Here is a 20,868-nt window from a genome sequence, read left to right as displayed (position 1 = left end):
ACAGTTTATGGGAATGGCTCCGCTCGTGATCTCACGAAGCCGTAACCCGATCAGGCCGGGCAGGAATCCGCACCCTGGCCGACGCCCAGATTGACCGGCGGCGCGTCCAGCAGACCCGACCAGGCCGGGTCCGACCCGCGCCCGTCATAGCCCGCCTGCGACACCACCCGACCCGACAGGTCCACGGTCCACAGACGCGTGTCGCCGCCCGGGCTCTGGCGCGCGAAGGCGATGTAGCGGCCATTCGGCGCCCAGGACGGGCCTTCCTCGAAATAGCTGGACGACAGGGTGCGCTCGCCCGTCCCGTCCGACTTCATCACCCCGATGTGGAAGCGCCCGCCCGACTGCTTGGTGAAGGCGATCATGTCCCCGCGCGGGCTCCAGGCCGGGGGCGGTGTAGACGCCGCCGCCGCGCGAGATCGGCCGCTGACCGAGCCGTCCGCCCGCATGGTGTAAAGCCGCGCCGAACCCGAACGGTCCGACGTAAAGACGATCTGGTTGCCGTCCGGGGGCTGAACGAGGGCGAGGTGTCGATGCCCGGATCGCTGGTCAGGCGCGACAGCTGACGCGTGCGCAGATTCATCACATAGACGTCGGTGTTGCCGCCCCGGATGATCGAGAAGGCGATCTTGGTCCCGTCGTTCGAAAAGCGCGGCGCCAGAACCTGACCGTCGAACTCACCCAGGCTTTCGCGGCGGCCAGTCGGACAGGTTGTACAGGTAGATGCGGCTGTAGTCCTTGCCCAGGGCCACATAGGTGACCTCGTCGGGGTTGGACGCCGAGAAGCGCGGCGACATGATGATCTCGTCGCCCTGGGTCAGGAAGACGGGGTTGTAGCCGTCCTGATCGACGATGGTCAGACGCGACAGCTTGTTCAGCTGGGTGCCGCTTTCCGACACGAACAGCACGCGTGAATCAAAGAAGCCCGCCTCGCCCGTCATGCGCTGATAGATGACGTCCGAAATCTTGTGCGCGATCCGGCGCCACTGCTCGGAAGTGGCGGTGAACTGATAGCTGACCAGCTGGCACTGACGGTAGGGATCATACAGACGGAAGCCCACGTCCACCCGCCCGTCGGCGCGGCGTGACGCCGCCGTACAGCACCGCCTGCGCCCCGATCGAGGTCCACTGCGGGAAGTTGGGCGCATTGGCCAGGGTCAGCCCGGTCTCGATGAAGCTGGCCGGGTTCAGCGGATCAAAGAAGCCGGATCGCTTCAGGTTGCCGCTGATGACATTGGAAATCTGCGGCCCGTTCTGGCCGGTGAAGGGCACGACGGCGATCTGCAGCGGGCGCAGCACGCCCTGATCGATCTCGACCTCGACCGGTCCCGTCTGCTGCGCCGGCGTGGTCGGCTGCGTCTGGGCCGTCGCCGGACCCGCCATGAGCACTGCGGCGGCCGAGGCGAGAAGAAGGTGCAGACGCATAGGGAACTCCCGGAAGTTGGACGGCTCGTCGGTCCTTATCGCCAGACCGTATGACAAAAACCAGTTTGTGAAAGACAAGCTTGCCCCGGAATGGGGCGACTTTCAGACTTTGAGGGCAAGCATTCCTGCACCTCTTCCGCCTTGATCCCTTCTCCCGATGGGAGAAGGTGGCCCGAAGGGCCGGATGAGGGTCGAAGCGTTCCTTCGGCGCAAGCCGCCGCGCCACGGCTTGCGCCGACGGCAAACCTCAGCCCCTCACCCTTTGGCTGCTTCGCGCCGCCCTTCGGGTCGCCTTACCCAATCGCTTCGCTCTTGGAGGCTCAAGCCCTCTCCCGCCGGGAGAGGGAACGCTACTGCTCACCGGTTGGCGCAGGCCCGTTCGGTGTTGAAGGTCGGACGATACTGGCCGCCGGGGAAGCCCCCGCCGGCACGTCGAAGGGCGCCGTCTGGCGCAGAGCCCGCAGCGCCCCGTCCGCCGCCGCGCGATAGACGGCGCTGGACTGCGGATTGACCAAGGTCGGCCCGCGCGTGATCCGCCCGTCCGCCGACAGGGTCAGATCGACCTGAATCCTCAGCTCGTCGGCGCCCGGGATGTCGCAGGGCAGGATCCAGTTCGGATAGACCTGATTGAAGATGGCCGTGATCTGCGGCCCCGTCGCCTGAGGCGCCGTTCCGCTGCCCTGCTGCCCAGGGGCCGGACGGCCCCGGTTCGGCGTCTGGCGCGGCGGACCGGCCAGGGCGTCCAGGTCCAGGCCGGGCGCGGGCCTGGCGGGGGCCGGGCGCGGCGGGGTCGGATTGGGGCGCGCAGGCGTCGGCGGCGTCGGGCGCGCCTTCTCAGGTGGAGGAGGCGTCGGGCGCGGCGGGGTCGGACGCGGGGTCGGCGCGGGCGTCGGGCGCGGCGCAGGGGCCTTCTCCGGCGGCCTCGGCGTGGGACGCGGGGTCGGCGGCGTGGGACGGGGCGCGGGCGGCGGCGGGGTCGGCGTCGGCTCCGGCGGGACCGGTTCCGGCGGGGTCTCGACTGGCGCGGTGGCGCCGTCCTCGGGCGAAGGCTCCGGCTGCGGATTGTCGGCGGGGGCGGCGGCGATCTCGATGTCCGAGACGATCGACACCGGCACCGAGTTCACCAGCGGCTTGGGCTCGTCCTTCGACGTCCACGAGACAAGCGCGCGAGCGCGACCACGCCGGCGTGCAGCGCGAGCGATCCGACAATGGCGGGACTGGGTCGACGCAAAACCGTCAGCCCTCCGTCGTCTCGTCAGCGGCCGTGTCGGTGATCAGGTTCAGCTTTGGTGAAGCCCGAGGCCGACAGGCGCGCCATCACGCGGGCCACGGCCTGATAGGGCGCCCGGCCGTCGGCGCGGATGAAGACCGCCTTGTCGCGCGCCTTGTCGCCGCCCTCTTCGGCCACGCGGATCGCCAGGTTCTCCCAGCGGACCTCGCTGTCGCCGATGAAGATGGCCCCGTTCTGATCGATCGAGACCGTGATCGGCTTGTCGGTCGTCTCGACCGCGCTGGCCTCGGTCTTGGGCAGCTCCACCGGCACGCCGACGGTCAACAGGGCGCCGAGATCATGAAGATGATCAGCAGCACCAGCATGACGTCGACCAGGGGCGTGACGTTGATCTCGCTCAGCGGCCGCTTGCGCGCGCGGCGACGACCGCGCCCGCCCGAGCTTCCGCCTCCTCCACCCATCGCCATGGATCAGGCGCCCCGACGCAGGTTCAGGTCAGCAGACGGCGGCGGGGGCGGCGGCGGCGGGGCCGGGGCGCGCCCAGACGACGGGCGATGGCCGACTGCAGGTCGTCCGCAAAGGCTTCCAGACGCCCCGTGAACTTGCCCGCCGACACCGAGAAGGCGTTGAAGGCGATATAGGCCGGAATGGCCGCGGCCAGACCGATGGCCGTGGCGAACAGGGCCTCGGCGATGGCCGGCGCCACGGTCGTCAGATTGGTGTTGCCCGCCACGCGGATGCTGTCGAAGGCGTTCATGATGCCCCAGACCGTGCCGAACAGGCCGATGAAGGGCGAGGCGGTGGCCACCACCGACAGCACGCCCAGACCATTCTCGATCTTCTGGCTCTCGCGGGCGATGACCGAATCCAGCGCACGGTCGATGCGGGCGATCAGCATGTTGCCCTGCGTGTCCGTCATGGCCCCGCGCGCCCGGACCTCGCGCCAGTCCTGCAACGTCAGCACCAGCATGCGCGGCAGGGGATCGACCGGCTGCGCCCCGGCCTGGGCGGCCACGTCTTCCAGCGAACGGCCGCTCTCGACCTGCTTCTCGAACTCGGTGGCGCGGGCGTTCATGCGGGCGAAGCGCACGGCCTTGTCGATGATGATGGTCCACGACCAGACCGAGGCCGCGGCGGCCAGGCCGATCATCACCGTCTTCACCACCCAGTCGGCGGTCATGAACAGCTCGATGGGATTCAGCAGCGAGGCGTCGACTGGGGCGGTCATGCAGGGTCCTTGGATGGGTCCGGTGTCGTCAGCCCTTTTCGAGCGGGCCGACGTGGCGGTTTCATGGCGGCGGGTCTAGCGGTCGTCGGCCCCTGCGTCACGGGGGCCGATCTGACAAGCGCGTTATTGCGAGGCTTGAGCATTCTTCCTTCTCCCCTTGAGGGAAAAGGGAGGATCAGGCGCCCTCCCCGACAGCCAGGGCGTGATCAACTCCACCAACCGCTTCGTCGGGCGTCGCGGCCGCCCGTCCAGATGGATGCAGACCGCGACCACATCGGCCCGGCACAGCACCTCGCCGTCGCGCTCGACCATCTGGCGGATGATCAGGCGCGGCCCCTTGATCGCCTCATAGCGGGTCCGCACGACCAGGGCGTCGTCGATCCGCGCCGGCTTCACATACTTGATCGCCAGGTCCGACACGACGAAGGCCAGCGGCTCGTCCTGCTCCAGCAGTTCGACATGGCCCACCCCCGCCAGCCGCAGGAAGTCCGACCGCCCGCGCTCGAAATAGCGCACATAGTTGGCGTGATAGACCAGACCGGTGAAGTCGGTGTCCTCGTAATAGACCCGCACCGGCAGCAGGTGGTCCTGCCCGTCGAAACGGCCGGCGGTCGGTTGGTCGGTCATCGGTCAGCCCTGAGCGGAAGTCGTCGCCGAGGCCTTAACCCCCGGCCGGGGCGGATTGAAGCCCGGACAGAACTCGCGCCTTCATCTCCGCGAACTCGGCGCCCAGGGGATCGTCGCCCATCAGGATGCGATTGGGCCGCGAGACGAAGGCCACCGCCGCCTTCTGTCCGGCCATTCCGGCGTAGCCGCAGACGGCCCGGCGCTTGCCGTTTTCGAGATAGCGCACCTCGGCGGTCGGCCCCATCTGCGCCTTCACCTGGCTCAAGGCCCGCTCCGCCGGCGTGGCCTGCTTCGGCCCGAAGCGCGCGCCCTGGTTCAGGGCGACCAGGCTCAGCGCGCCGAGCAGCAGCACCGCCACGCCCAGGACGGCGATCTTCTGGTCCGTCCCGATCCGCCTCGCGCCATCGCCCGTCTCCCTTCGCCATGGAGCATGGCCGGGTTTGGCGGGCGGGTGAAGTCCTTTTGCCAACGACTAGCTTCCCCTTCTCCCCTTGAGGGAGAAGGTGGCAGGCGAAGCCTGACGGATGAGGGGTGCGCGGAAAGGCTCGCACACCGCCTCACATCAAAACGTCGAGCCGACACCCCTCATCCGGCCCTGACGGGCCACCTTCTCCCTCAAGGGGAGAAGGATGCAGAGCTATTTCCCGAACAGATCCGGCGGGGCGCAGGCTGAACCTGCGGCGCCGTCAGCCCCAGATGTTCATAGGCCTTGGCGCAGGCCACGCGCCCGCGCGGGGTGCGCATGATGAAGCCCTGTTGCAGCAGATAGGGCTCGATCACGTCCTCGACCGCGTCGCGCGCCTCGGCGATGGCCGCCGCCAGGGTGTCCATGCCCACCGGCCCGCCGCCGTAGTTCTCGATCAGGGCCTTGAGGAAGCGCCGGTCCAGACTGTCCAGCCCCTGCTCGTCGACCTCCAGCCGGGCCAGCGCCCTCGCCGCCGCCAACCGGTCGATTGTTCCCCCTCGGCGTCGGCGAAATCCCGCACCCGCCGCAACAGTCGCCCGGCGATGCGCGGCGTGCCCGCGCCCGACGCGCGATCTCCATCGCCCCGTCCTCGGTGATGGCCGCGCCCATCTTGCGCGCCGCCCCCGGATCACCGCCGTCAGCTCCTCCGGCGTATAAAACTCCAACCGCAGCGGAATGCCGAACCGGTCCCGCAACGGCGTGGCCAGCAGCCCCGCCCGCGTCGTCGCCCCAACCAGCGTAAAGGGCGCCAGATCGATGCGCACCGACCGCGCCGACGGCCCCTCGCCGATGATCAGGTCCAGCACATGGTCCTCCATCGCCGGATAGAGGATTTCCTCCACCAGCGGAGACATGCGGTGAATCTCGTCGATGAACAGGACGTCGCGCGGTTCCAGATTGGTCAGGATCGCCGCCAGATCCCCGCCTTGGCCAGGATCGGGCCCGACGTGGCGCGAAAGCCCACGCCCAGTTCGCGCGCCACGATCTGCGCCAGCGTGGTCTTGCCCAACCCCGGCGGCCCGAACAGCAGGACGTGGTCCAGCGCCTCGGACCGGCCCCTCGCCGCGTCGATGAAGACCTTCAGATTGCCCTTGGCGGCCGACTGGCCGACGAACTCGGACAGGGTCTGTGGCCTGAGAGCCCGATCATGCTTCTCGCCCGGCTCCGCGTCGCCCGAGATCATCCGTTCCATGCGACGCCCCCCCCTGCCGTCATCCTCGGGCCGCGCAGCGGACCCTGGGACCCAGACGTCTGAAGTTCGCGGGCCGTCGAACGGCCTGGGTCCCCGGGCCGCCCTGCGGGCCCGAGGATGACGGCATTTGAAAGCCCTCACCGCCCCAGCTCCTGCAAGGCCGCGCGGATCACCGCCGGCAGCTCCGCCTCATCCCCAGCCGGATCAGCGCCTGATCCACCGCCCGGCGCGCATTGACCTCGGCGATGCCCAGCCCCAGCAGGGCCGCGACCGCCTCGCCCGTCACGCTCGGCGGCGGCGGGCGGCGGCGACCTCGGCGTGTACGCCCGGCGCGGTGGGCGCAAAGTGCGCATCCCCCAGAGCCTTGCCCTTCAGTTCGGTGACGATGCGCAGGGCCAACTTCGGCCCCACCCCGTTGGCGCGCCCGACCGCCGCCTTGTCCTCGCGCGCCACCGCCGACGCCAGCTCGCCCGGCGGCAGCACGTCCAGCACGCTCAACGCCGCCTTCGGCCCCACGCCCTGAATGGCCAACAGCACGGTGAAGGCCCGCCGTTCATCCCGCGACAGGAAGCCATAGAGGCGCGGCCCCGCGTCCTCGCTCCACTGGCTATGGATATAGAGGGTCGTCTCGTCCCCGGCGCCGGCAGACGCCCCAGGGTCCGCGCCCCGCAGGTCGCCACATAGCCCACCCCGCCGCAGTCGATCAGGCACTCCGCCTCCCCGACCTCGGCCAGAACCCCGCGCAAACGACCGATCATGCGTCTTTCCTCCCCACCTGTGGGGAGGGGGACCACGAAGTGGTGGAGGGGGCGGCGCAGAGGGCTGGCGTCGAGACGCCCCCTCCGTCACGTCCGCTGCGCGTCCGCGCCACCTCCCCATGAAATGGGGAGGAAAGATGCATCAACAGGCTCATGCCGCGCCCCTCAAACTGGCACCCAAACTCAAGGACCGCCGATGGTGCGCATGGGTGATGGCCACCGCCAGCGCATCCGCCGCGTCCGCCTTCACATCCCCGGCCGCCGGCAGCAGCCGCTTGATCATGAAGGCCACCTGGCTCTTGTCCGCCTGACCCGCCCCGACCACCGCCTTCTTGACCAGGCTGGGGGCGTATTCCGCCACGCTCAGCCCCGCTCTTGCCGGCGCCAGCATGACCGCCGCCCGCGCATGGCCCAGCTTCAGCGTCGAGGCCCCGTTCATGTTGACGAAGACCTCCTCGATCGCCGCCTCGTCACAACTATACGCCGCGCAGATCGACCCGACCTCTTCCAGCAGATGCAGCAGCCGCTCCGGGAAGGGCGCCTTTTCGGCGGGCGTCACCACCCCGTGCGCGATCCAGCGCAGGCGGCTGCCCTCGCTTTCGATCACGCCCCATCCGGTGCGGCGCAAACCGGGGTCCAGCCCCAGGATTCGAGTCGATACGTTCGTCATTCGTTCCAGTCATGCCGCAAAGACGGTTAGCGAACAATGACCGGAGGGCGATCTTCATCGTTGCATACACAACAACGACATGCTTTGCATACGCAATGGATGTCACCTCCCCCTGCATTTGCGGCCGCGTGCGGCGCGCCTCGCGCACCCTGTCGCGTCTCTATGACGAGGCGCTGACGGACGTCGGCTTGAACATCAACCAGTTCGCGGTGCTGCGGACCCTCGCCCGCCTCGGCCCTTCCCGGCTGGTCGATCTGGCCGAGGCCACCCTGCATGAGAAGAGCGCCCTGTGGCGCACCCTGCAGCCGCTGATCCGTCAAGGTTGGGTCACGGCCGAGGCCACGCCCGGCGCACGCGGCCAGACCCTCAGCCTGACCCCTGCGGGCGTGCAGAAGCTGGCCGACGCCCTGCCGCACTGGACCACGGCCCAGACCCGCGTCGCCGCCCTGCTCGGCCCGCGTGAAGCGGCCCTGATCGACCTGTTGAGTGAGTTGGAAATCAATGCCTGACGCCGCCTCCCCGGCCCCCGCCTCCGGCCTGTCGCGCCGGGCCTGGATCATGATCCTGACCGGGGCGGTGATCGTCACCCTGTCCATGGGCGTGCGTCAGTCCTTCGGCCTCTTCCTGCGCCCCGTCGGTCTGGATCTGGAGATCGACCGCCAGACCTTCGGCCTGATCATCGCGGCCCAGAACCTGCTGTTCGGCCTGATCCAGCCCTTTGTCGGGGCCTGGGCCGACAAGCATGGCGCGGGCAAGGTCGCGGTCGGCGGCGCCCTGGTCTATCTGGCCGGTCTGGCCGTGGCGGCCACGGCGGCCAATGCGCTCGGTCTCATGCTCGGCTTCGGCGTCATGGTCGGCCTGTCGATGGCGGGCGTGACCTTTGTGGTAGTTCTGGGCGCGGTCGGCCGCGCCGTTCCGCCCGAGAAGCGCACCCTGGCCTTCGGCATCGTCACCGCCGGCGGCTCCTTCGGCCAGTTCCTCGTGGTTCCGGCGGCGCAGGGCCTGCTCGATGCGCTCGACTGGCGCCTCACCCTGTTCGTGCTCGGCGGCATGGTCGCCCTGATCATCCCCCTGGCGCTCGGCGTGGCGGGCAAGCCTCCGGCCCCGAGCGCCCGCGACGGCCTGCCGCTCAAGGCCGCGCTGAAGGAGGCCCTGACCAACCCCAGCTACGCCCTGCTGAACCTCGGCTTCTTCGTCTGCGGCTTCCACGTCGCCTTCGTCGGCACCCACCTGCCCGCCTACCTGCGCGACATGGGTCTGTCGGGCGGGATCGGCGCGGCGTCTCTGGCCCTGATCGGCCTGTTCAACATCGCCGGCTCCTGGTTGTGGGGCGCCTGGGGCTCGAAAGCGTCGAAGAAGGGCCTGCTGACCCTGCTCTACGCGCTGCGCGCCGTCGCCATCGCCGTCTTCCTGCTGGTTCCCCTGTCCCCGGCCAGCGCCCTGATCTTCGCGGCGACCTTCGGCTTCCTGTGGCTGGGCACCGTGCCCCTGACCAATGGTCTGGTGGCGCAGATCTTCGGCGTGCGTCACCTCTCGGCCCTGGCCGGCATCGTCTTCCTCAGCCATCAGGTCGGCGCGTTTCTGGGCGCCTGGCTGGCGGGCGTGGCCTTCGACCTGACCGGCTCCTATACGGCGATCTGGATCATCTCCATCGGTCTGGCCGTCATGGCCACCCTGGCCAATGTCCCGGTGCGCGAGGGTCCTGTCATTCGCCCATCAACGGTCCCCGCCGAATGAGCCGCCGCCTCGCCATCGGCGTCGGCCTCGTCGCGCTCGCGGCTCTGGGCGGCTGGCTCTGGAGCCATCACGGCCTCGCCGTCTGGCTCGACGCCGCCATCGCCTTCTGCATGTAGGCCCGTCAGCCGCCTCAGTCGTCTCTGGGCATGACCGAGAACCCCGCCAGCCCGCCCTGCTGCGCCAACCGCGCCGACAGGTCGTCGACTCGCAGGGGCATGGGCCCGCGCGCCTTGATGTGGTGTTCGTGGATCTGACCGTCGTGGCTGACCACATGGCCGACGCGCACCGGCTTCAGCCCGCTGTCCGCCAGCAGGCCGCGCAAGGTCGCCTCGCCCGGCGCCGATCCCCGCGCCCAGCGCAGGGTCACGTCCACCACCCCGACATGCGGCAGGCGGGCGTCGAGGAACCTCAGGATGGCCAGGACCAGCAGGGTCGCGCCCCCGGCGATCAGACCCAGGTCCCACATGCCGATGCCGAACATCACCCCCACCGCCGAGGTGGTCCACAGCGAGGCCGCCGTGGTCAGGCCGTGTACCGAAAACCCCTCGCGGAAGATGACCCCGGCGCACAGGAAGCCGATGCCGGTCAGGATGCCGTGCGACATCCTTGTAGGATCGATCACAAGCCTCTGGTCCGGCAGGGCGACAAAGGCCCAGGTCGACTGATGCATGGCCGCCAGCATCAGCACGCAGGAGGTCATGCAGACCAGGATATGGGTGCGGAACCCCGCCGGATGGCCGTGATAGGTCCGCTCGATCCCGATCAGCCCGCCTGCGACCATCGCCGCCGCCACCGGCCCGATCAGGGCCCAGTCCAGCGTTCCGGCCAACGCCTCGCCTATCGTCATGTCCGACCCTCAAGCTGCACAGGACCGTTCACCGTGAACCCGTCGGCGCCCGGCGGCAAGCCTCAGTCGCCCCCCCGGCAGGACGCGGCCGGCGCAGGCGGCCCGTTCCCTATTCCAGCCGGTACCGCACGGTGAAGGCCACCTGACTTGCGGCAGGCTCCCCGTCGATCAACCGCGGCCGGATGCGCGCCTTCATGGCCGCCCGCACCGTCTCAGCGCCGAAACCGGCCCCCGGCGGCGTCTCGTCGACAATCTCACACGCGCTGATCCGCCCCTGGGCGTCAGCCTGACATTCCAGCGAAACCGCGCCGGTCTCGACACCCTTTCTCAGGGCGGCGCGTGGAAAGGCCGGCTCCGGGGCCTGCAGCCACGACGGATTGGTGATCGCCCGCCCCTCGTCGCTCATATAGGGCGCCGGCGCGGCAACGGGCTCAGGCGGGGCGATACGGGAAGGAAGAGTGTCGGACGTCTCGCTCGGCGGCGGCATGTCCAGGCTCACCCTTAGGTTGGCGACCATCCACGCCGCCCCCCAGGCCGCCCACCCCAGCAGAATCAAGGCGCCGCACCACGTGGCCAACTTGATCAGCAGCCACCGCCCTTTGGTCGCCCGCGACCTGTCCTCATCCTGCATCATTCGCCCCCCGGCTTGCCCTGCATCTTCGCGGGGCGCATCTTGCACATACCTGCGATAGCCGAAAGGAGGCCGCCATGCGCGCCGCCCTGTTCGTTGCGTCCCTCGCCTGCGCCGCCTTCGCCTGCCTGTCGGCCGCGCCCGCCGCCGCCCAGGAGACCCGCGCCCAATTCCTCGACCGCTGCCGCGCCGAAACCCTGGCCGCCAGTCCCGGCTCCGAGGCCTGGGTCGATGAGGCCTGCGCCGGGCGATGGCCGGGCGTCACCCGCTCCAACCCCATGCTCGACGCCCTGCTGTCGCTGTTCGTGGCCGGAACCCCGTCCGCCCTTGATCCGGCCGACGTGCGGGCCCGCGCCGCCATGGTCCGCTGGCGCTCGGCCTCGGAAGGCGAACTGGCGGGCCTGAACGTCGAGACGACGCGCACCCCGACCACGCGCCTGGCGCTCAACTGGTCGGCCATGGGCGAGCCGGTCCCCTATGAGCCGATCGAGGCTCTCAGGGTGCGCGGCGCGAGCGTCGACCCGATCGGCTGCTACGCCTATGGCGCGGGCGAATCCAACAGCGTCTGGCGCGTCGCGGCGCCCGGCCATGTTCCCTTCGCCCTGAGCGTCTACCGGCGCGAGGCCCCGACGGCCTCGGCCCTGTCCCACATCACCGTCAGCGCAGACGCCGAACGCAACATCCCGACGCTCGACGACCTCAGGGCCGCCGAGCCGGATCAGGACTGGATGGAGACCTGCCTCCGCTAGGCGTCAGCCCGCGTACTTGGCCGCGTCTTCGTCCGAGATGTCTTCGTTGGAATAGACCGACGACACGTCGTCCTCGGCGTCCAGGGCGTCCAGCAGCTTGAACAGGGTGCCGACGGCCTCGCCGGTGACCGGCACTTCCGACTGCGGCTTCCAGACGATGGCGGTCGACTTCGGGTCGCCCAGCACCTTGGACATGGCCTCGGCCACCTCGTTCAGGTCCTCATAGGCGGTCCAGATGGTGTGGCCCGGCGCGTCCTCATAGATGTCCGGCTTGACCAGATCGCTCTCGACGTCCGAGGCGCCGGCCTCGATGGCGGCTTCCATGACGGCGTCCTCGGTGCCAGCCTCGGCGGGATAGGTGATCTTGCCCACCTTGTCCCACATGAAGGCGACCGAGTTCATTTCCCCCAGGGCGCCGCCGTTCTTCTTGAAGGCCGTACCGATGTTCGAGGCCGCGCGGTTGCGGTTGTCCGTCAGGGCCTCGACGATGATGCCGACGCCGCCCGGACCCCGGCCCTCGTAGCGGACCTCTTCCATCGTGTCGGCGTCGCCGCCGGCGGCCTTGTTGATGGCGCGCTGGATGACGTCCTTGGGCAGGCTTTCGGCCTTGGCGTTGTTGACCGCCAGACGCAGGCGCGGGTTCAGCGCCGGATCGGGCATGCCCGACTTGGCGGCGACCGTGATGTCGCGGGACAGTTTGGAGAACAGCTTCGACCGCTGGGCGTCGGCGCGCCCCTTGCGGTGCATGATGTTCTTGAATTTCGAGTGGCCGGCCATGAATCTCGCTGCCAGATTTCTGAAACGTGAGGCGCGCCCTTTACTGGATGTGCGATCCTCTGTCACGACTGGGAACCGCCCGACCGCGCCGGGGATTTAGCGCAGGCAATAAGGAGACGCCTATGGCCGCCGCCGACGAAACCTATCTGGACGACGCCTATGACGAGGGCCTCGACCACGCCCACGCGGGCGAGATCGTCGAGTGGTACGCCAAGCGCCCGGTCACCGTCTCCACCGCCGCCGCCACCGGCTCCCTGGTCGCCGCCTTCGCGCTCGGCGCCCTGACCGCGGTGGGAACCCTGTTCCTGTTGCGTCAGTACGACGAACGCTAGGCCAGAACGATTCGGGCGCCCCCGCGCCCGAGCTCGATGTCTTTATGTGGACAATGACGTCAGCCCGGACGTCGCCTAGGCGTTGGGCCGCGGCGCGGGGTCAGGCTGCGTGACCGGAATCGGCGCGGGGGACGACGAAACGGCGGGGGTATGGGCTTGGGCTTCGGCCTGGGCTTCAGCCTCGGCCTGACGATCAGCCGCTTCTTGCGCCGCCCGTTCCCGTGCTTCAGCTTCGGCGTACTCCTGCTCGGCGCGACGTTCCGCCTGGCGACGCTTCGCCCGCATCATCATCTGTTCGGCGCGCGACTGACCGCTCATTTCCAGCGCCGCCGCCGACGCCTTAGGGGCTTCGACAGTGACGAACGCCGCCACGGCGCAGGCCGCCAGCGCCACGATTCCAGACCTACCCATAGCTTCTACCCATAAAATCCCGGCCGACGACGCCGACCCCCAATGTGGGCCACATTGGGGCGAAGATGACAGTTCCGCAATGATCTCTTTTGCGCCGCGTCAATCCGCTTCAGTTGCGCCTCAGCCCGCCAGAAGGGCCTCGACCTCGTCCCGCGTCCCCAGCGACGGCTGCGCGCCGGGCCGGGTGGCCGCCAGCGCCCCCGCCGCGCAGGCGAAGTGCAGGGCCGCATCGGGCGTCATTCCGTCCAGCAAGGCCACGGTGATCGCCCCGACAAAGGCGTCGCCCGCCCCGGTCGCATCCACCGCCTCGACACGCGGAGGCGTGGCCCAGGCCATCTCGACCCCGCGCCGGTACATGACCGCCCCGCGCGCGCCCTTGGTCACCACCACCAGACCGCCGCCGACATGCAGGGCCTCGCCATAGAAGGCGGCCTCGGTCTCATTGACCACGATCAGATCGGCCCGGCGCAGCATGGCCTCCGACACCGGGGCGGCGGGCGCCAGGTTCACACAGACGAAGTCCGTCGCCCGGCCCACCGCCGCCTCGACCGTCTCGATCGGCAGCTCCAGCTGGGCGATCAACGGCGTCTCGATCCGCGACGGCAGCTGCTCCGGCGTGACAAAGTGATTGGCCCCGGCGGCGACCACGATCTGGTTCTCGCCCGTCGGATCGACGGCGATCAGGGCCACCCCGGTCGGCGCCGCGATGTCGGTCTCGACCCCCGACAGGTCCACCCCGTGGGCCAGCATCAGGGCCACCGCCGCGCCGGACATCTCGTCCTCGCCGACCCGCCCGATCAGGCTGACCTCGGCCCCCAGCCGCCGCGCCGCCAGGGCCTGATTGGCGCCCTTGCCGCCCGCGTGGCGAGCCAGGCTTGCCCCCGTCACCGTCTCGCCCGGCGCCGGCAGACTGGGGGCCGAGGCCACCATGTCCAGATTAATCGACCCGACGACGGTGATCCTCATTGGCCCGCTCCCAGCTTGTCGGTGATCAGGGCGAAGACCCCGTCTGCATCGGCCCTTGTCGCCCAGAAATGATGGGCCGTCTCGGCCTCGACGCGGAACTCCACCGCCGTGTGGCCTCGCGTCAGATCGCTTCCCGTCTCCACCGCGATCCGGCAGGGCGCCAGATCGAACAACTCGGGCTTCAGCAACCAGGCCACGGTGCAGGGATCATGCAGCGGCCCCGCGTCCCAGCCGACGATGACCCGCTCGATCCTTTGCGAAAAGCGCAGCATGGCCCCCGCCGCCCGCGCCGAGGCCGTGTCCACCGCCTCGATGGCGGCGATCCGCTCTTCGGTCGCTCGCACCTGATGGGTGGCGTCCAGCCCCATGACGATCATCCGGCAGCCGGACGCAAAGACCTCCGCCGCCGCCTCCGGGTCGGCCCAGATGTTGAACTCGGCCGAGGCGGTGATGTTGCCGCCCTCGCTGCGCGCCCCGCCCATGACCACCACCGGTCCCAGATGGCCCGCCAACCTCGGCTCGGCCCGCATCGCCAGCGCCAGATTGGTCATCGGCCCCATGACGGCCAGGGCGACCGATCCGGCGTGCCGTTCCATCACCAGCCGCACAATGGCCTCGGCCGAGTTTCCCTCGCCGACCGCTGCCTCCGGCTCGTATGGCTCCAGATCGCCCAGCCCCTCGGCCCCATGGAACTCGCCCGCGCCCGCCGGCTCACGTCGCAAGGGCCGCTCGGCCCCGACAAAGACCGGCACGTCTTCGCGCCCGGCGATCTGGCGCAGGATGCGTGCGTTCCTCGCCGTCTTTTCGGCGCTGACGTTTCCCCCGACCGTGGTCACGGCCAGCAGGTCGAGGTCGGAAGAGGCGAAGGCGGTCAGCAACCCCGTGGCGTCGTCCACGCCAGGGTCGCAATCAATGATGAGGGACTGTTTCACCCGACGGGTGTGCCGCGCGAGACGAGCAGGCGCAATCCCACTCGATCCTGCCATGCGCGAGAAAGCACAGGCCTGCCGGACGCGACGTTGGGCATCCATCAGGACCGCCCTGATCATTTCCTCGAATTTACCACCGATCTAATCCAGAAGAATATAGCCAATATAGAAATCAAAAGTACGAAACTCGCCACGCTAGCAATGACATCCTCGAAAGATCTGGATGTAAAAAACGAAACAACGATTGCCAAAAACAGAAGCGCCGAAAACATAATCGTCGATGCTGTAATGAACTTCATAAACATCCCCCGCTCTCACGCAGACTATTCGGGCCTGACAAGCCGCCATCACCCGACTTCATGCGCTCCTCCTTCAACCTTAAAGGGGAGAAATCGAAGCTACAAACATCTCTCGACGCACACCCGCGCCAGAACCTCCGCCGAGTCCGTCAGCGGAACCGCCACGTCGCCCGCGTCCAGCAGCAAGGGCACCTCGGTGCAGCCGCCGATGATCCCCTGCGCCCCCGCCGTCACCAGAGCCGCCGCCAGCTCGCGCATGGCCGTCCTCTGCTCCGGCCCCGTGTCGCCCGCCTTGACCCCGAACACCACGGCCATAAAGCGCGCCCGGTCAGCCTCGGACAGCCCCACCATCTCCACGCCCTCGGCGTCCAGCGCCGCCTCGTACAGAGCCTCGCCGCCCGGCGTCGCCAGCACCCCGATCCGCTGCGCTCCCCCTGCCGCCGCAGCCTTTGCGGTCTCCGCCACCATGTCGACAAACGGCAGCCCCGCCGCCCGGATCGCCGCCGCATGGGCGTGGGCGGTGTTGCATGGCATGGCCAGGACCTCGGCGCCCGCCGCCTTCAGCCGCAGCGCCATCTCGCCCAAGGTCCGCCCCGCCGCCTCGGGCTGCGTGTGCCGGTTCGGGACCTGGGGGTTCATGTCCATGACCACCCGCACATGGTCCTCGTCCCCCTTGGCCGGGGTCAGAGCCTGCACCCGCGCCAGAAAGGCCACCGTCGCCGCCGGCCCCATGCCGCCCAGAACGCCCAAAGTCTTCATGCCGCGCGCCTCTGTCTTGCTCGGAAATACATCTTTCAACCGTTCGCGGACGAAGGAAACCACAGCCTCGCCGACCCGCGTTCAACAATCATGCTTAAGACGCGAATTCTTGCGGAACCAAGTTTCAGGTCCGTTGTTATTGCATCGGACACATCGGACGCCCCCCAACCCCGATGTCGTCTGTGGCGGTCCGGCCTTAACGCCCCCCCGACTGAGAAGCCGGACCGCCCCCCTATTTCCTCTCAACCCAGCGTCAGCACCATGTCCCAGCGATCAATGCCGGGCGCATAGCCGTCGGGCGTGACCGCCTCGGTCTCGAAGCCGAACCGCGCATAGAAGCCCTGCGTATGCTGGCTGGTGTTCAGCTTCACCCGCCCGACCCCCGGCGTCGCTCGCGCCGCCGCGATCCGCGCCTCGGTCAGCACCCGCCCCAGGCCCTGCCCGTGCAGGCTGTTGTCCACCATCCCCCAGCACAGGGTGACGCTGACCCCGTCCGCCTCGACCGCATGACCGCCGCAGCCGACGATACGCCCGTCGCGCTCGATCACCTGATAGGGCCAGCGCAGCGCCTGATCCTCCAGAAACCCGACGAACCCCTCGCGTTCGCTGACGTCGAAGAAGCGCGGCGTATTGCTGTCGAACAGGGCCAGACACCCGGCCATGTCTTCGGGGCGATAGGTGCGGGAAAGGATCATTCCCCTTCCTGCCACGCCCGCCTCGCTTGACCTACCCCCGAAACGGGCTAGGGTCGCGCCGTTCTCCGGGGGGTCGCAAGCGAGCGGCTGAGATAGAGGTTTCTCCTCTGACCCGTCGAACCTGATCCGGGTCATGCCGGCGAAGGGATGAGTACGCTTCCGGCCCCGGCTTCACGCCACAGGACCGGCACGCCCGACGTCGGCGGACCTCAAACGTTTTGAGGCCGCCATGAACATCAACGTCACCGCGACGACCGAACAACCCCACGAACCCAATGTGGAGCTGCCGCTGGCCGAGGCCCGCAAGGCCGTCGCCGCCGAGCACGGCCGCATCCCCACCGGCCCCCGCGCCGGCGGCGTGAAGGTCTATGTGGCGGGCGAGCTCTACCCCGACATCCGCGTCCCCTTCCGCGAGGTCGCCGTCCACCCCAGCGCCAATGAGCCGCCGGTGACGATGTATGACTCTTCCGGCCCCTACACCGACCCCGCCGTGACCATCGACATCAAGAAGGGCCTGCCCCGCGTCAAATCCAGCTGGCAGCTGGATCGCGGCGACATCGCCCCCGTCGCCAACCCGCGCGAGGTCAAGCCCGAGGACAACGGCCACGCCAGCGGCAAGCACCTGGCCCCCCGCTTCGATGTCTCGAACCATCAGGTCTTCAAGGGCGTCGAGGGCCGCCCCGTCACCCAGTACGAATACGCCCGCGCCGGGATCATCACGCCCGAGATGGAATACGTCGCCATCCGCGAGAACCTGCGCCGCGAGCAGAACGCCCCCTGCATCCGCGACGGCGAGGACTTCGGCGCAAGCATCCCCGACTTCGTCACGCCCGAGTTCGTCCGTCAGGAGATCGCCCGCGGCCGCGCCATCATCCCGCACAACATCAACCACCCCGAAGTCGAGCCGATGATCATCGGCCGCAACTTCCTGGTGAAGATCAACGCCAACATCGGCAACTCGGCCGTCCTCTCATCCGTCGATGACGAGGTGGACAAGCTGGTCTGGGCCACCCGCTGGGGCGCCGACAACGTCATGGACCTGTCGACGGGCCGCAACATCCACAACATCCGCGACTGGATCATCCGCAACTCGTCCGTCCCCATCGGCACCGTGCCCATCTATCAGGCGCTGGAGAAGGTGAACGGCATCGCCGAGGACCTGACCTGGGAGGTCTTCCGCGACACCCTGATCGAACAGGCGGAACAGGGCGTGGACTACTTCACCATCCACGCGGGCGTGCGCCTGCCCTTCGTGCCGATGACGGCCAAGCGCGTGACGGGCATCGTCTCGCGCGGCGGCTCCATCATGGCCAAGTGGTGCCTGGCCCACCACAAGGAGAGCTTCCTCTACGAGCACTTCGAGGACATCTGCGACATCATGCGGGCCTATGATGTCTCCTTCTCCCTAGGCGACGGCCTGCGCCCCGGCTCCATCGCCGACGCCAATGACGAGGCCCAGTTCGCCGAGCTGCGCACCCTCGGTGAACTGACGAAGATCGCCTGGGCCAAGGGCTGTCAGGTCATGATCGAAGGCCCCGGCCACGTGCCGATGCACAAGATCAAGGCCAACATGGATGAGCAGCTCAAGCACTGCCACGAGGCGCCCTTCTATACGCTTGGCCCGCTGACCACCGACATCGCCCCCGGCTACGACCACATCACCAGCGCCATCGGCGCGGCCATGATCGGCTGGTTCGGCACGGCCATGCTCTGCTACGTCACGCCCAAGGAGCACCTGGGCCTGCCCGACCGTCAGGACGTCAAGGACGGCGTCATCACCTACAAGATCGCCGCCCACGCCGCCGACCTGGCCAAGGGCCACCCCGCCGCCCGCATGCACGACGACGCGCTTTCACGCGCCCGCTTCGAGTTCCGCTGGGAGGACCAGTTCAACCTCGGCCTCGACCCCGAAACCGCCCGCAAATACCACGACGAGACCCTGCCGAAGGAGGCCCACAAGACCGCCCACTTCTGCTCCATGTGCGGCCCCAAGTTCTGCAGCATGAAGATCAGCCAGGACATCCGCGACGCCGCCAAGGCCCAGAACGACGCCGGCGCCAGCCTCGCCGCTCAGGAAGCCGAAGCCGGCATGGCCGAAATGAGCGCGAAGTTCCGGGCGGGCGGCGGGGTGGTGGAGGTGAAGGTGTGAGGATGGCCGCTAGGAGGCTCGCGTTGTTAAATGTCCCGGAATTGCGCCTATGACGACGCACTTTTTCTCGTCATCCCAGAAGAAGTAGCAGCGAAAGCCATAGCGGGGATCGCGACTGCTGCACCCCTTGAAGTGCATGTCGAACTCACGGTTTCTGCCTGACCACATCGTCCTATACTCGTCGCCGAACTCTCCTGCACCGGCTCCTGCGAAAGACGGAGTTAGCGTGAGGCCCAACTCACGCATCCTATCATCCCAGGCATTTTTCAGTTCAACATCCCCACTTCTTCGCATCGGTGCGTAGCCATCACGGATGCCAATCAGCACTTGGAATACGTATTCAACATCCTCGAACGGCGATTTTTTCGCCGCGTTTAGTGCTCGAGGTAGCAGGACCACGGAATCGCCGAGATTGTCGTTAGCCCACTCCTTCAACTCTGACAGATCCTCAGGGAATTTTTCGGGAGAAGCCGTTCGTTGTGAGGCCAGCGCGGCTTCAATATGTTTCAGGCGCGCTAAGAGCCTATTTTGTTCCGAAAGAGCATCGTCACGTTCACCGTGAATTCGCTGAACATCTTCTTCAGCCAGATCAAGCATTTGTAAGTGCTCTTCCCTAGCTATTTCCATTTCTTTGGCGAGACGCTCGTTCTCATTGAGGGCCAGTTCGAGCAGTTCTTGATCGGTACGGCCTTCCGCTTTTGCCGCTTGCCGCTCGCGCTGAGCCGATATGTGGCGGACCTCGGAAAAGGGGGGAACGGCCTTGTCCGCGTCCCGGCGCCCTGCAGAGTAGCGCAGGCACCAATCAATAACCTCCCGTTCAAAGCGTTTTGCTCCGCCCCCTTGAGCCCAATCATCAATCATCTTGGCGGTTGAGAGGGGGTGGCTAAAACGCGTGTCTTCAAGGCTAAGCGAGTGTCTCCAACTGCGAACCCCGCCATTAAGAACGGAGAGCTCACCCAAGATACTTGTCAGTTCCTCAGAAGCTTCACGCCCAATCATGCAGACGTGAGCCGTCCCGAACACAGCAGCCGCGAGCGCGTCAGCATCCACCAAATAACCGTCATTTGCGGTGTCATTCGGTCGGTAGGACTGTGCGACCCCGATCACAGGGTGTCGCCTTGCAGAGGACGTCAGTAGCGAAAACAGCCACTCGATGTCTTCAGTGGTCGTAACTCGTTTTGCCTTTAGTTCGATCTTCCGCCCATCCAGCCGGGTTTCAAATCGGCGAGCAACATCGCGCATAAACCGAGGGATTGATCGACTGAATGGCGCTGCCTCACCCAAAGTAACGCAATGCAGCCTATGCCCAAGCACAATGCCCCGTTCGTTTGTGGAAAGTGCTGCTTCGGTTATCCACGATCGTCGCGGGAAATCCCGGTCTTGGTCATCTTGCCTAGCAGCCCAATACGATGGATCGGTCAAGGCTGCGGTCTCGACGCGCTGAAATCCGATCGTGTTGAAATCGCCGGTCCTACCGTCAAGGATCGCCTCTGGAAGTTTTGCCCCTGCCTTGCGCGACAACCACTCGATCAGGCTCGCCCGAATATCTTCGAACGCAGCGGGAATGTCGGTGGCAACAATTTCAATGGTCGACTGGCTGATCCGCTCAACCCGCCGCTGATTGCCATCGGTTTTCCAGCGCTCAATCTGTGTCATACTTCATCCCCCTTACTAGCCGTGGTAGCGCCATGCTCGCGCTACAATCAAGGCGTTGCTGCAATGCCCTTTGCAACTATGCCCACCCTCGTCCTCCTCGCCGGGCCGAGCGGCGCCGCAAAGATCACCTTCATCAACGGCTTCCTGCGGTGGCGCACCCCTTCGTCGTCATCCTCCGGCAAGCCGCGTCTTCGCGGCGCAGACCGGGGGACCCTGCGGCGCCCGTAGGGCGAAAACTCCACGCGCCGCGCTTGCTGTAAAGATCGCCTTCGGCGCCGCTGGATCCCCCGATCTCGCTCCGCTCGTTGGAGGATGACGGAAGATAAGCCCCCCG

Annotated in this window: 19 protein-coding genes, 4 pseudogenes and 1 riboswitch; of the genes and pseudogenes, 5 read left to right on the top strand and 18 right to left on the bottom strand. The window is 67.7% G+C overall.

Features of this window, described 5'->3' with window-relative positions; translation table 11 throughout:
* Positions 1-50: 50 nt before the first annotated feature.
* From tolB to ruvC, 9 genes and pseudogenes are all read right to left on the bottom strand, one after another.
* Positions 51-1,425, bottom strand: a pseudogene (gene tolB, locus IFE19_RS02560) (Tol-Pal system beta propeller repeat protein TolB).
* A 350-nt stretch (positions 1,426-1,775) separates the two neighbouring features.
* Positions 1,776-2,549, bottom strand: coding sequence for a hypothetical protein (locus IFE19_RS02555; protein ID WP_207825407.1), 774 nt, complete (start codon positions 2,547-2,549; stop codon positions 1,776-1,778).
* 112 nt (positions 2,550-2,661) lie between these two features.
* Positions 2,662-3,123, bottom strand: a pseudogene (locus IFE19_RS02550) (ExbD/TolR family protein).
* A gap of 23 nt (positions 3,124-3,146) precedes the next feature.
* A complete protein-coding gene (gene tolQ, locus IFE19_RS02545; RefSeq protein ID WP_207825406.1) occupies positions 3,147-3,884 on the bottom strand; it encodes a protein TolQ in 738 nt (245 codons plus the stop codon).
* Positions 3,885-4,007: 123 nt separating this feature from the next.
* Positions 4,008-4,511 (bottom strand): tol-pal system-associated acyl-CoA thioesterase, encoded by a 504-nt coding sequence (ybgC, locus tag IFE19_RS02540; protein ID WP_207825403.1) that lies wholly within the window; start codon positions 4,509-4,511, stop codon positions 4,008-4,010.
* A 34-nt stretch (positions 4,512-4,545) separates the two neighbouring features.
* On the bottom strand, positions 4,546-4,980 hold the full coding sequence (locus IFE19_RS02535; RefSeq protein ID WP_225910359.1) for a hypothetical protein: 435 nt from the start codon (positions 4,978-4,980) through the stop codon (positions 4,546-4,548).
* Positions 4,981-5,126: 146 nt separating this feature from the next.
* Positions 5,127-6,160: pseudogene (gene ruvB, locus IFE19_RS18160) on the bottom strand (Holliday junction branch migration DNA helicase RuvB).
* Between the two features lie 146 nt (positions 6,161-6,306).
* A pseudogene (ruvA, locus tag IFE19_RS02525) lies at positions 6,307-6,927 on the bottom strand (Holliday junction branch migration protein RuvA).
* Positions 6,928-7,078: 151 nt separating this feature from the next.
* The gene (ruvC, locus tag IFE19_RS02520) at positions 7,079-7,597 is read right to left on the bottom strand and encodes a crossover junction endodeoxyribonuclease RuvC (RefSeq protein ID WP_207825402.1); all 519 of its coding nucleotides are present in this window, start codon (positions 7,595-7,597) and stop codon (positions 7,079-7,081) included.
* Positions 7,598-7,725: 128 nt separating this feature from the next.
* Between ruvC and IFE19_RS02515 the strand changes: the two genes are divergently transcribed.
* Positions 7,726-8,106 (top strand): MarR family winged helix-turn-helix transcriptional regulator, encoded by a 381-nt coding sequence (locus IFE19_RS02515; RefSeq protein WP_207825400.1) that lies wholly within the window; start codon positions 7,726-7,728, stop codon positions 8,104-8,106.
* Positions 8,099-9,334 carry an MFS transporter gene (locus tag IFE19_RS02510; protein WP_207825397.1) on the top strand — a complete coding sequence of 412 codons (1,236 nt, stop codon included), beginning with the start codon at positions 8,099-8,101 and terminating at the stop codon, positions 9,332-9,334. The genes IFE19_RS02515 and IFE19_RS02510 overlap by 8 nt, the downstream gene beginning before the upstream one ends.
* 130 nt (positions 9,335-9,464) lie before the next feature.
* On the opposite strand, the gene IFE19_RS02505 is transcribed toward IFE19_RS02510, so the two are convergent.
* Positions 9,465-10,181: an MgtC/SapB family protein gene (locus IFE19_RS02505; RefSeq protein WP_207825396.1), complete on the bottom strand. Its 717-nt coding sequence runs from the start codon at positions 10,179-10,181 to the stop codon at positions 9,465-9,467.
* Between the two features lie 109 nt (positions 10,182-10,290).
* On the bottom strand, positions 10,291-10,587 hold the full coding sequence (locus IFE19_RS02500; RefSeq protein WP_207825394.1) for an energy transducer TonB: 297 nt from the start codon (positions 10,585-10,587) through the stop codon (positions 10,291-10,293).
* Positions 10,588-10,889: 302 nt separating this feature from the next.
* Here IFE19_RS02500 and IFE19_RS02495 point away from each other — a divergent pair, with 302 nt between their 5' ends.
* Positions 10,890-11,561: a hypothetical protein gene (locus IFE19_RS02495; protein ID WP_207825392.1), complete on the top strand. Its 672-nt coding sequence runs from the start codon at positions 10,890-10,892 to the stop codon at positions 11,559-11,561.
* Positions 11,562-11,564: 3 nt separating this feature from the next.
* Here IFE19_RS02495 and IFE19_RS02490 read toward each other — a convergent pair whose 3' ends face one another.
* Positions 11,565-12,338 carry a YebC/PmpR family DNA-binding transcriptional regulator gene (locus IFE19_RS02490; RefSeq protein WP_207825390.1) on the bottom strand — a complete coding sequence of 258 codons (774 nt, stop codon included), beginning with the start codon at positions 12,336-12,338 and terminating at the stop codon, positions 11,565-11,567.
* A gap of 122 nt (positions 12,339-12,460) precedes the next feature.
* Here IFE19_RS02490 and IFE19_RS02485 point away from each other — a divergent pair, with 122 nt between their 5' ends.
* A complete protein-coding gene (locus IFE19_RS02485) occupies positions 12,461-12,670 on the top strand; it encodes a hypothetical protein (protein WP_207825389.1) in 210 nt (69 codons plus the stop codon).
* 75 nt (positions 12,671-12,745) lie between these two features.
* Here the strand turns inward: IFE19_RS02485 and IFE19_RS02480 are convergent, their stop codons facing one another.
* From IFE19_RS02480 to IFE19_RS02460, 5 genes are all read right to left on the bottom strand, one after another.
* Positions 12,746-13,081: a hypothetical protein gene (locus tag IFE19_RS02480; protein WP_207825387.1), complete on the bottom strand. Its 336-nt coding sequence runs from the start codon at positions 13,079-13,081 to the stop codon at positions 12,746-12,748.
* A gap of 120 nt (positions 13,082-13,201) precedes the next feature.
* Positions 13,202-14,047: a ribokinase gene (locus IFE19_RS02475; protein WP_207825385.1), complete on the bottom strand. Its 846-nt coding sequence runs from the start codon at positions 14,045-14,047 to the stop codon at positions 13,202-13,204.
* Entirely contained in the window at positions 14,044-14,979 is a 936-nt protein-coding gene (locus IFE19_RS02470) for a nucleoside hydrolase (protein WP_225910358.1), read from the bottom strand. Before IFE19_RS02470 ends, IFE19_RS02475 begins: the two co-directional genes overlap by 4 nt.
* 395 nt (positions 14,980-15,374) lie before the next feature.
* On the bottom strand, positions 15,375-16,034 hold the full coding sequence (gene cuyB, locus IFE19_RS02465) for a cysteate racemase (RefSeq protein WP_207825383.1): 660 nt from the start codon (positions 16,032-16,034) through the stop codon (positions 15,375-15,377).
* A 242-nt stretch (positions 16,035-16,276) separates the two neighbouring features.
* A complete protein-coding gene (locus IFE19_RS02460) occupies positions 16,277-16,729 on the bottom strand; it encodes a GNAT family N-acetyltransferase (RefSeq protein WP_207825382.1) in 453 nt (150 codons plus the stop codon).
* 56 nt (positions 16,730-16,785) lie between these two features.
* Positions 16,786-16,895, top strand: a riboswitch (TPP riboswitch).
* A gap of 63 nt (positions 16,896-16,958) precedes the next feature.
* Between IFE19_RS02460 and thiC the strand changes: the two genes are divergently transcribed.
* Complete coding sequence (gene thiC / locus IFE19_RS02455) at positions 16,959-18,878, top strand: phosphomethylpyrimidine synthase ThiC (protein ID WP_225910357.1); 1,920 nt, start codon at positions 16,959-16,961, stop codon at positions 18,876-18,878.
* A gap of 9 nt (positions 18,879-18,887) precedes the next feature.
* Here thiC and IFE19_RS02450 read toward each other — a convergent pair whose 3' ends face one another.
* Entirely contained in the window at positions 18,888-20,534 is a 1,647-nt protein-coding gene (locus tag IFE19_RS02450) for a hypothetical protein (protein WP_207825381.1), read from the bottom strand.
* Positions 20,535-20,868 lie beyond the last annotated feature (334 nt).

The organism is Brevundimonas pondensis, from assembly GCF_017487345.1.
In the GTDB taxonomy this organism is placed as follows: domain Bacteria; phylum Pseudomonadota; class Alphaproteobacteria; order Caulobacterales; family Caulobacteraceae; genus Brevundimonas; species Brevundimonas pondensis.
Note: the sequence above shows the minus strand (reverse complement) of the source record. Positions and strands in the feature narration are given on the sequence as shown.

Bases quoted from the DNA above. Each gene is read 5' to 3' on its own strand.
- ruvC (WP_207825402.1), bottom strand. From the start codon at position 7,597: ATGACGAACGTATCGACTCGAATCCTGGGGCTGGACCCCGGTTTGCGC.
- IFE19_RS02480 (WP_207825387.1), bottom strand. From the start codon at position 13,081: ATGGGTAGGTCTGGAATCGTGGCGCTGGCGGCCTGCGCCGTGGCGGCG.
- IFE19_RS02450 (WP_207825381.1), bottom strand. From the start codon at position 20,534: ATGACACAGATTGAGCGCTGGAAAACCGATGGCAATCAGCGGCGGGTT.
- IFE19_RS02510 (WP_207825397.1), top strand. From the start codon at position 8,099: ATGCCTGACGCCGCCTCCCCGGCCCCCGCCTCCGGCCTGTCGCGCCGG.
- cuyB (WP_207825383.1), bottom strand. From the start codon at position 16,034: ATGAAGACTTTGGGCGTTCTGGGCGGCATGGGGCCGGCGGCGACGGTG.
- tolQ (WP_207825406.1), bottom strand. From the start codon at position 3,884: ATGACCGCCCCAGTCGACGCCTCGCTGCTGAATCCCATCGAGCTGTTC.
- IFE19_RS02495 (WP_207825392.1), top strand. From the start codon at position 10,890: ATGCGCGCCGCCCTGTTCGTTGCGTCCCTCGCCTGCGCCGCCTTCGCC.
- IFE19_RS02505 (WP_207825396.1), bottom strand. From the start codon at position 10,181: ATGACGATAGGCGAGGCGTTGGCCGGAACGCTGGACTGGGCCCTGATC.
- IFE19_RS02490 (WP_207825390.1), bottom strand. From the start codon at position 12,338: ATGGCCGGCCACTCGAAATTCAAGAACATCATGCACCGCAAGGGGCGC.
- ybgC (WP_207825403.1), bottom strand. From the start codon at position 4,511: ATGACCGACCAACCGACCGCCGGCCGTTTCGACGGGCAGGACCACCTG.
- IFE19_RS02475 (WP_207825385.1), bottom strand. From the start codon at position 14,047: ATGAGGATCACCGTCGTCGGGTCGATTAATCTGGACATGGTGGCCTCG.
- thiC (WP_225910357.1), top strand. From the start codon at position 16,959: ATGAACATCAACGTCACCGCGACGACCGAACAACCCCACGAACCCAAT.
- IFE19_RS02460 (WP_207825382.1), bottom strand. From the start codon at position 16,729: ATGATCCTTTCCCGCACCTATCGCCCCGAAGACATGGCCGGGTGTCTG.
- IFE19_RS02500 (WP_207825394.1), bottom strand. From the start codon at position 10,587: ATGAGCGACGAGGGGCGGGCGATCACCAATCCGTCGTGGCTGCAGGCC.
- IFE19_RS02485 (WP_207825389.1), top strand. From the start codon at position 12,461: ATGGCCGCCGCCGACGAAACCTATCTGGACGACGCCTATGACGAGGGC.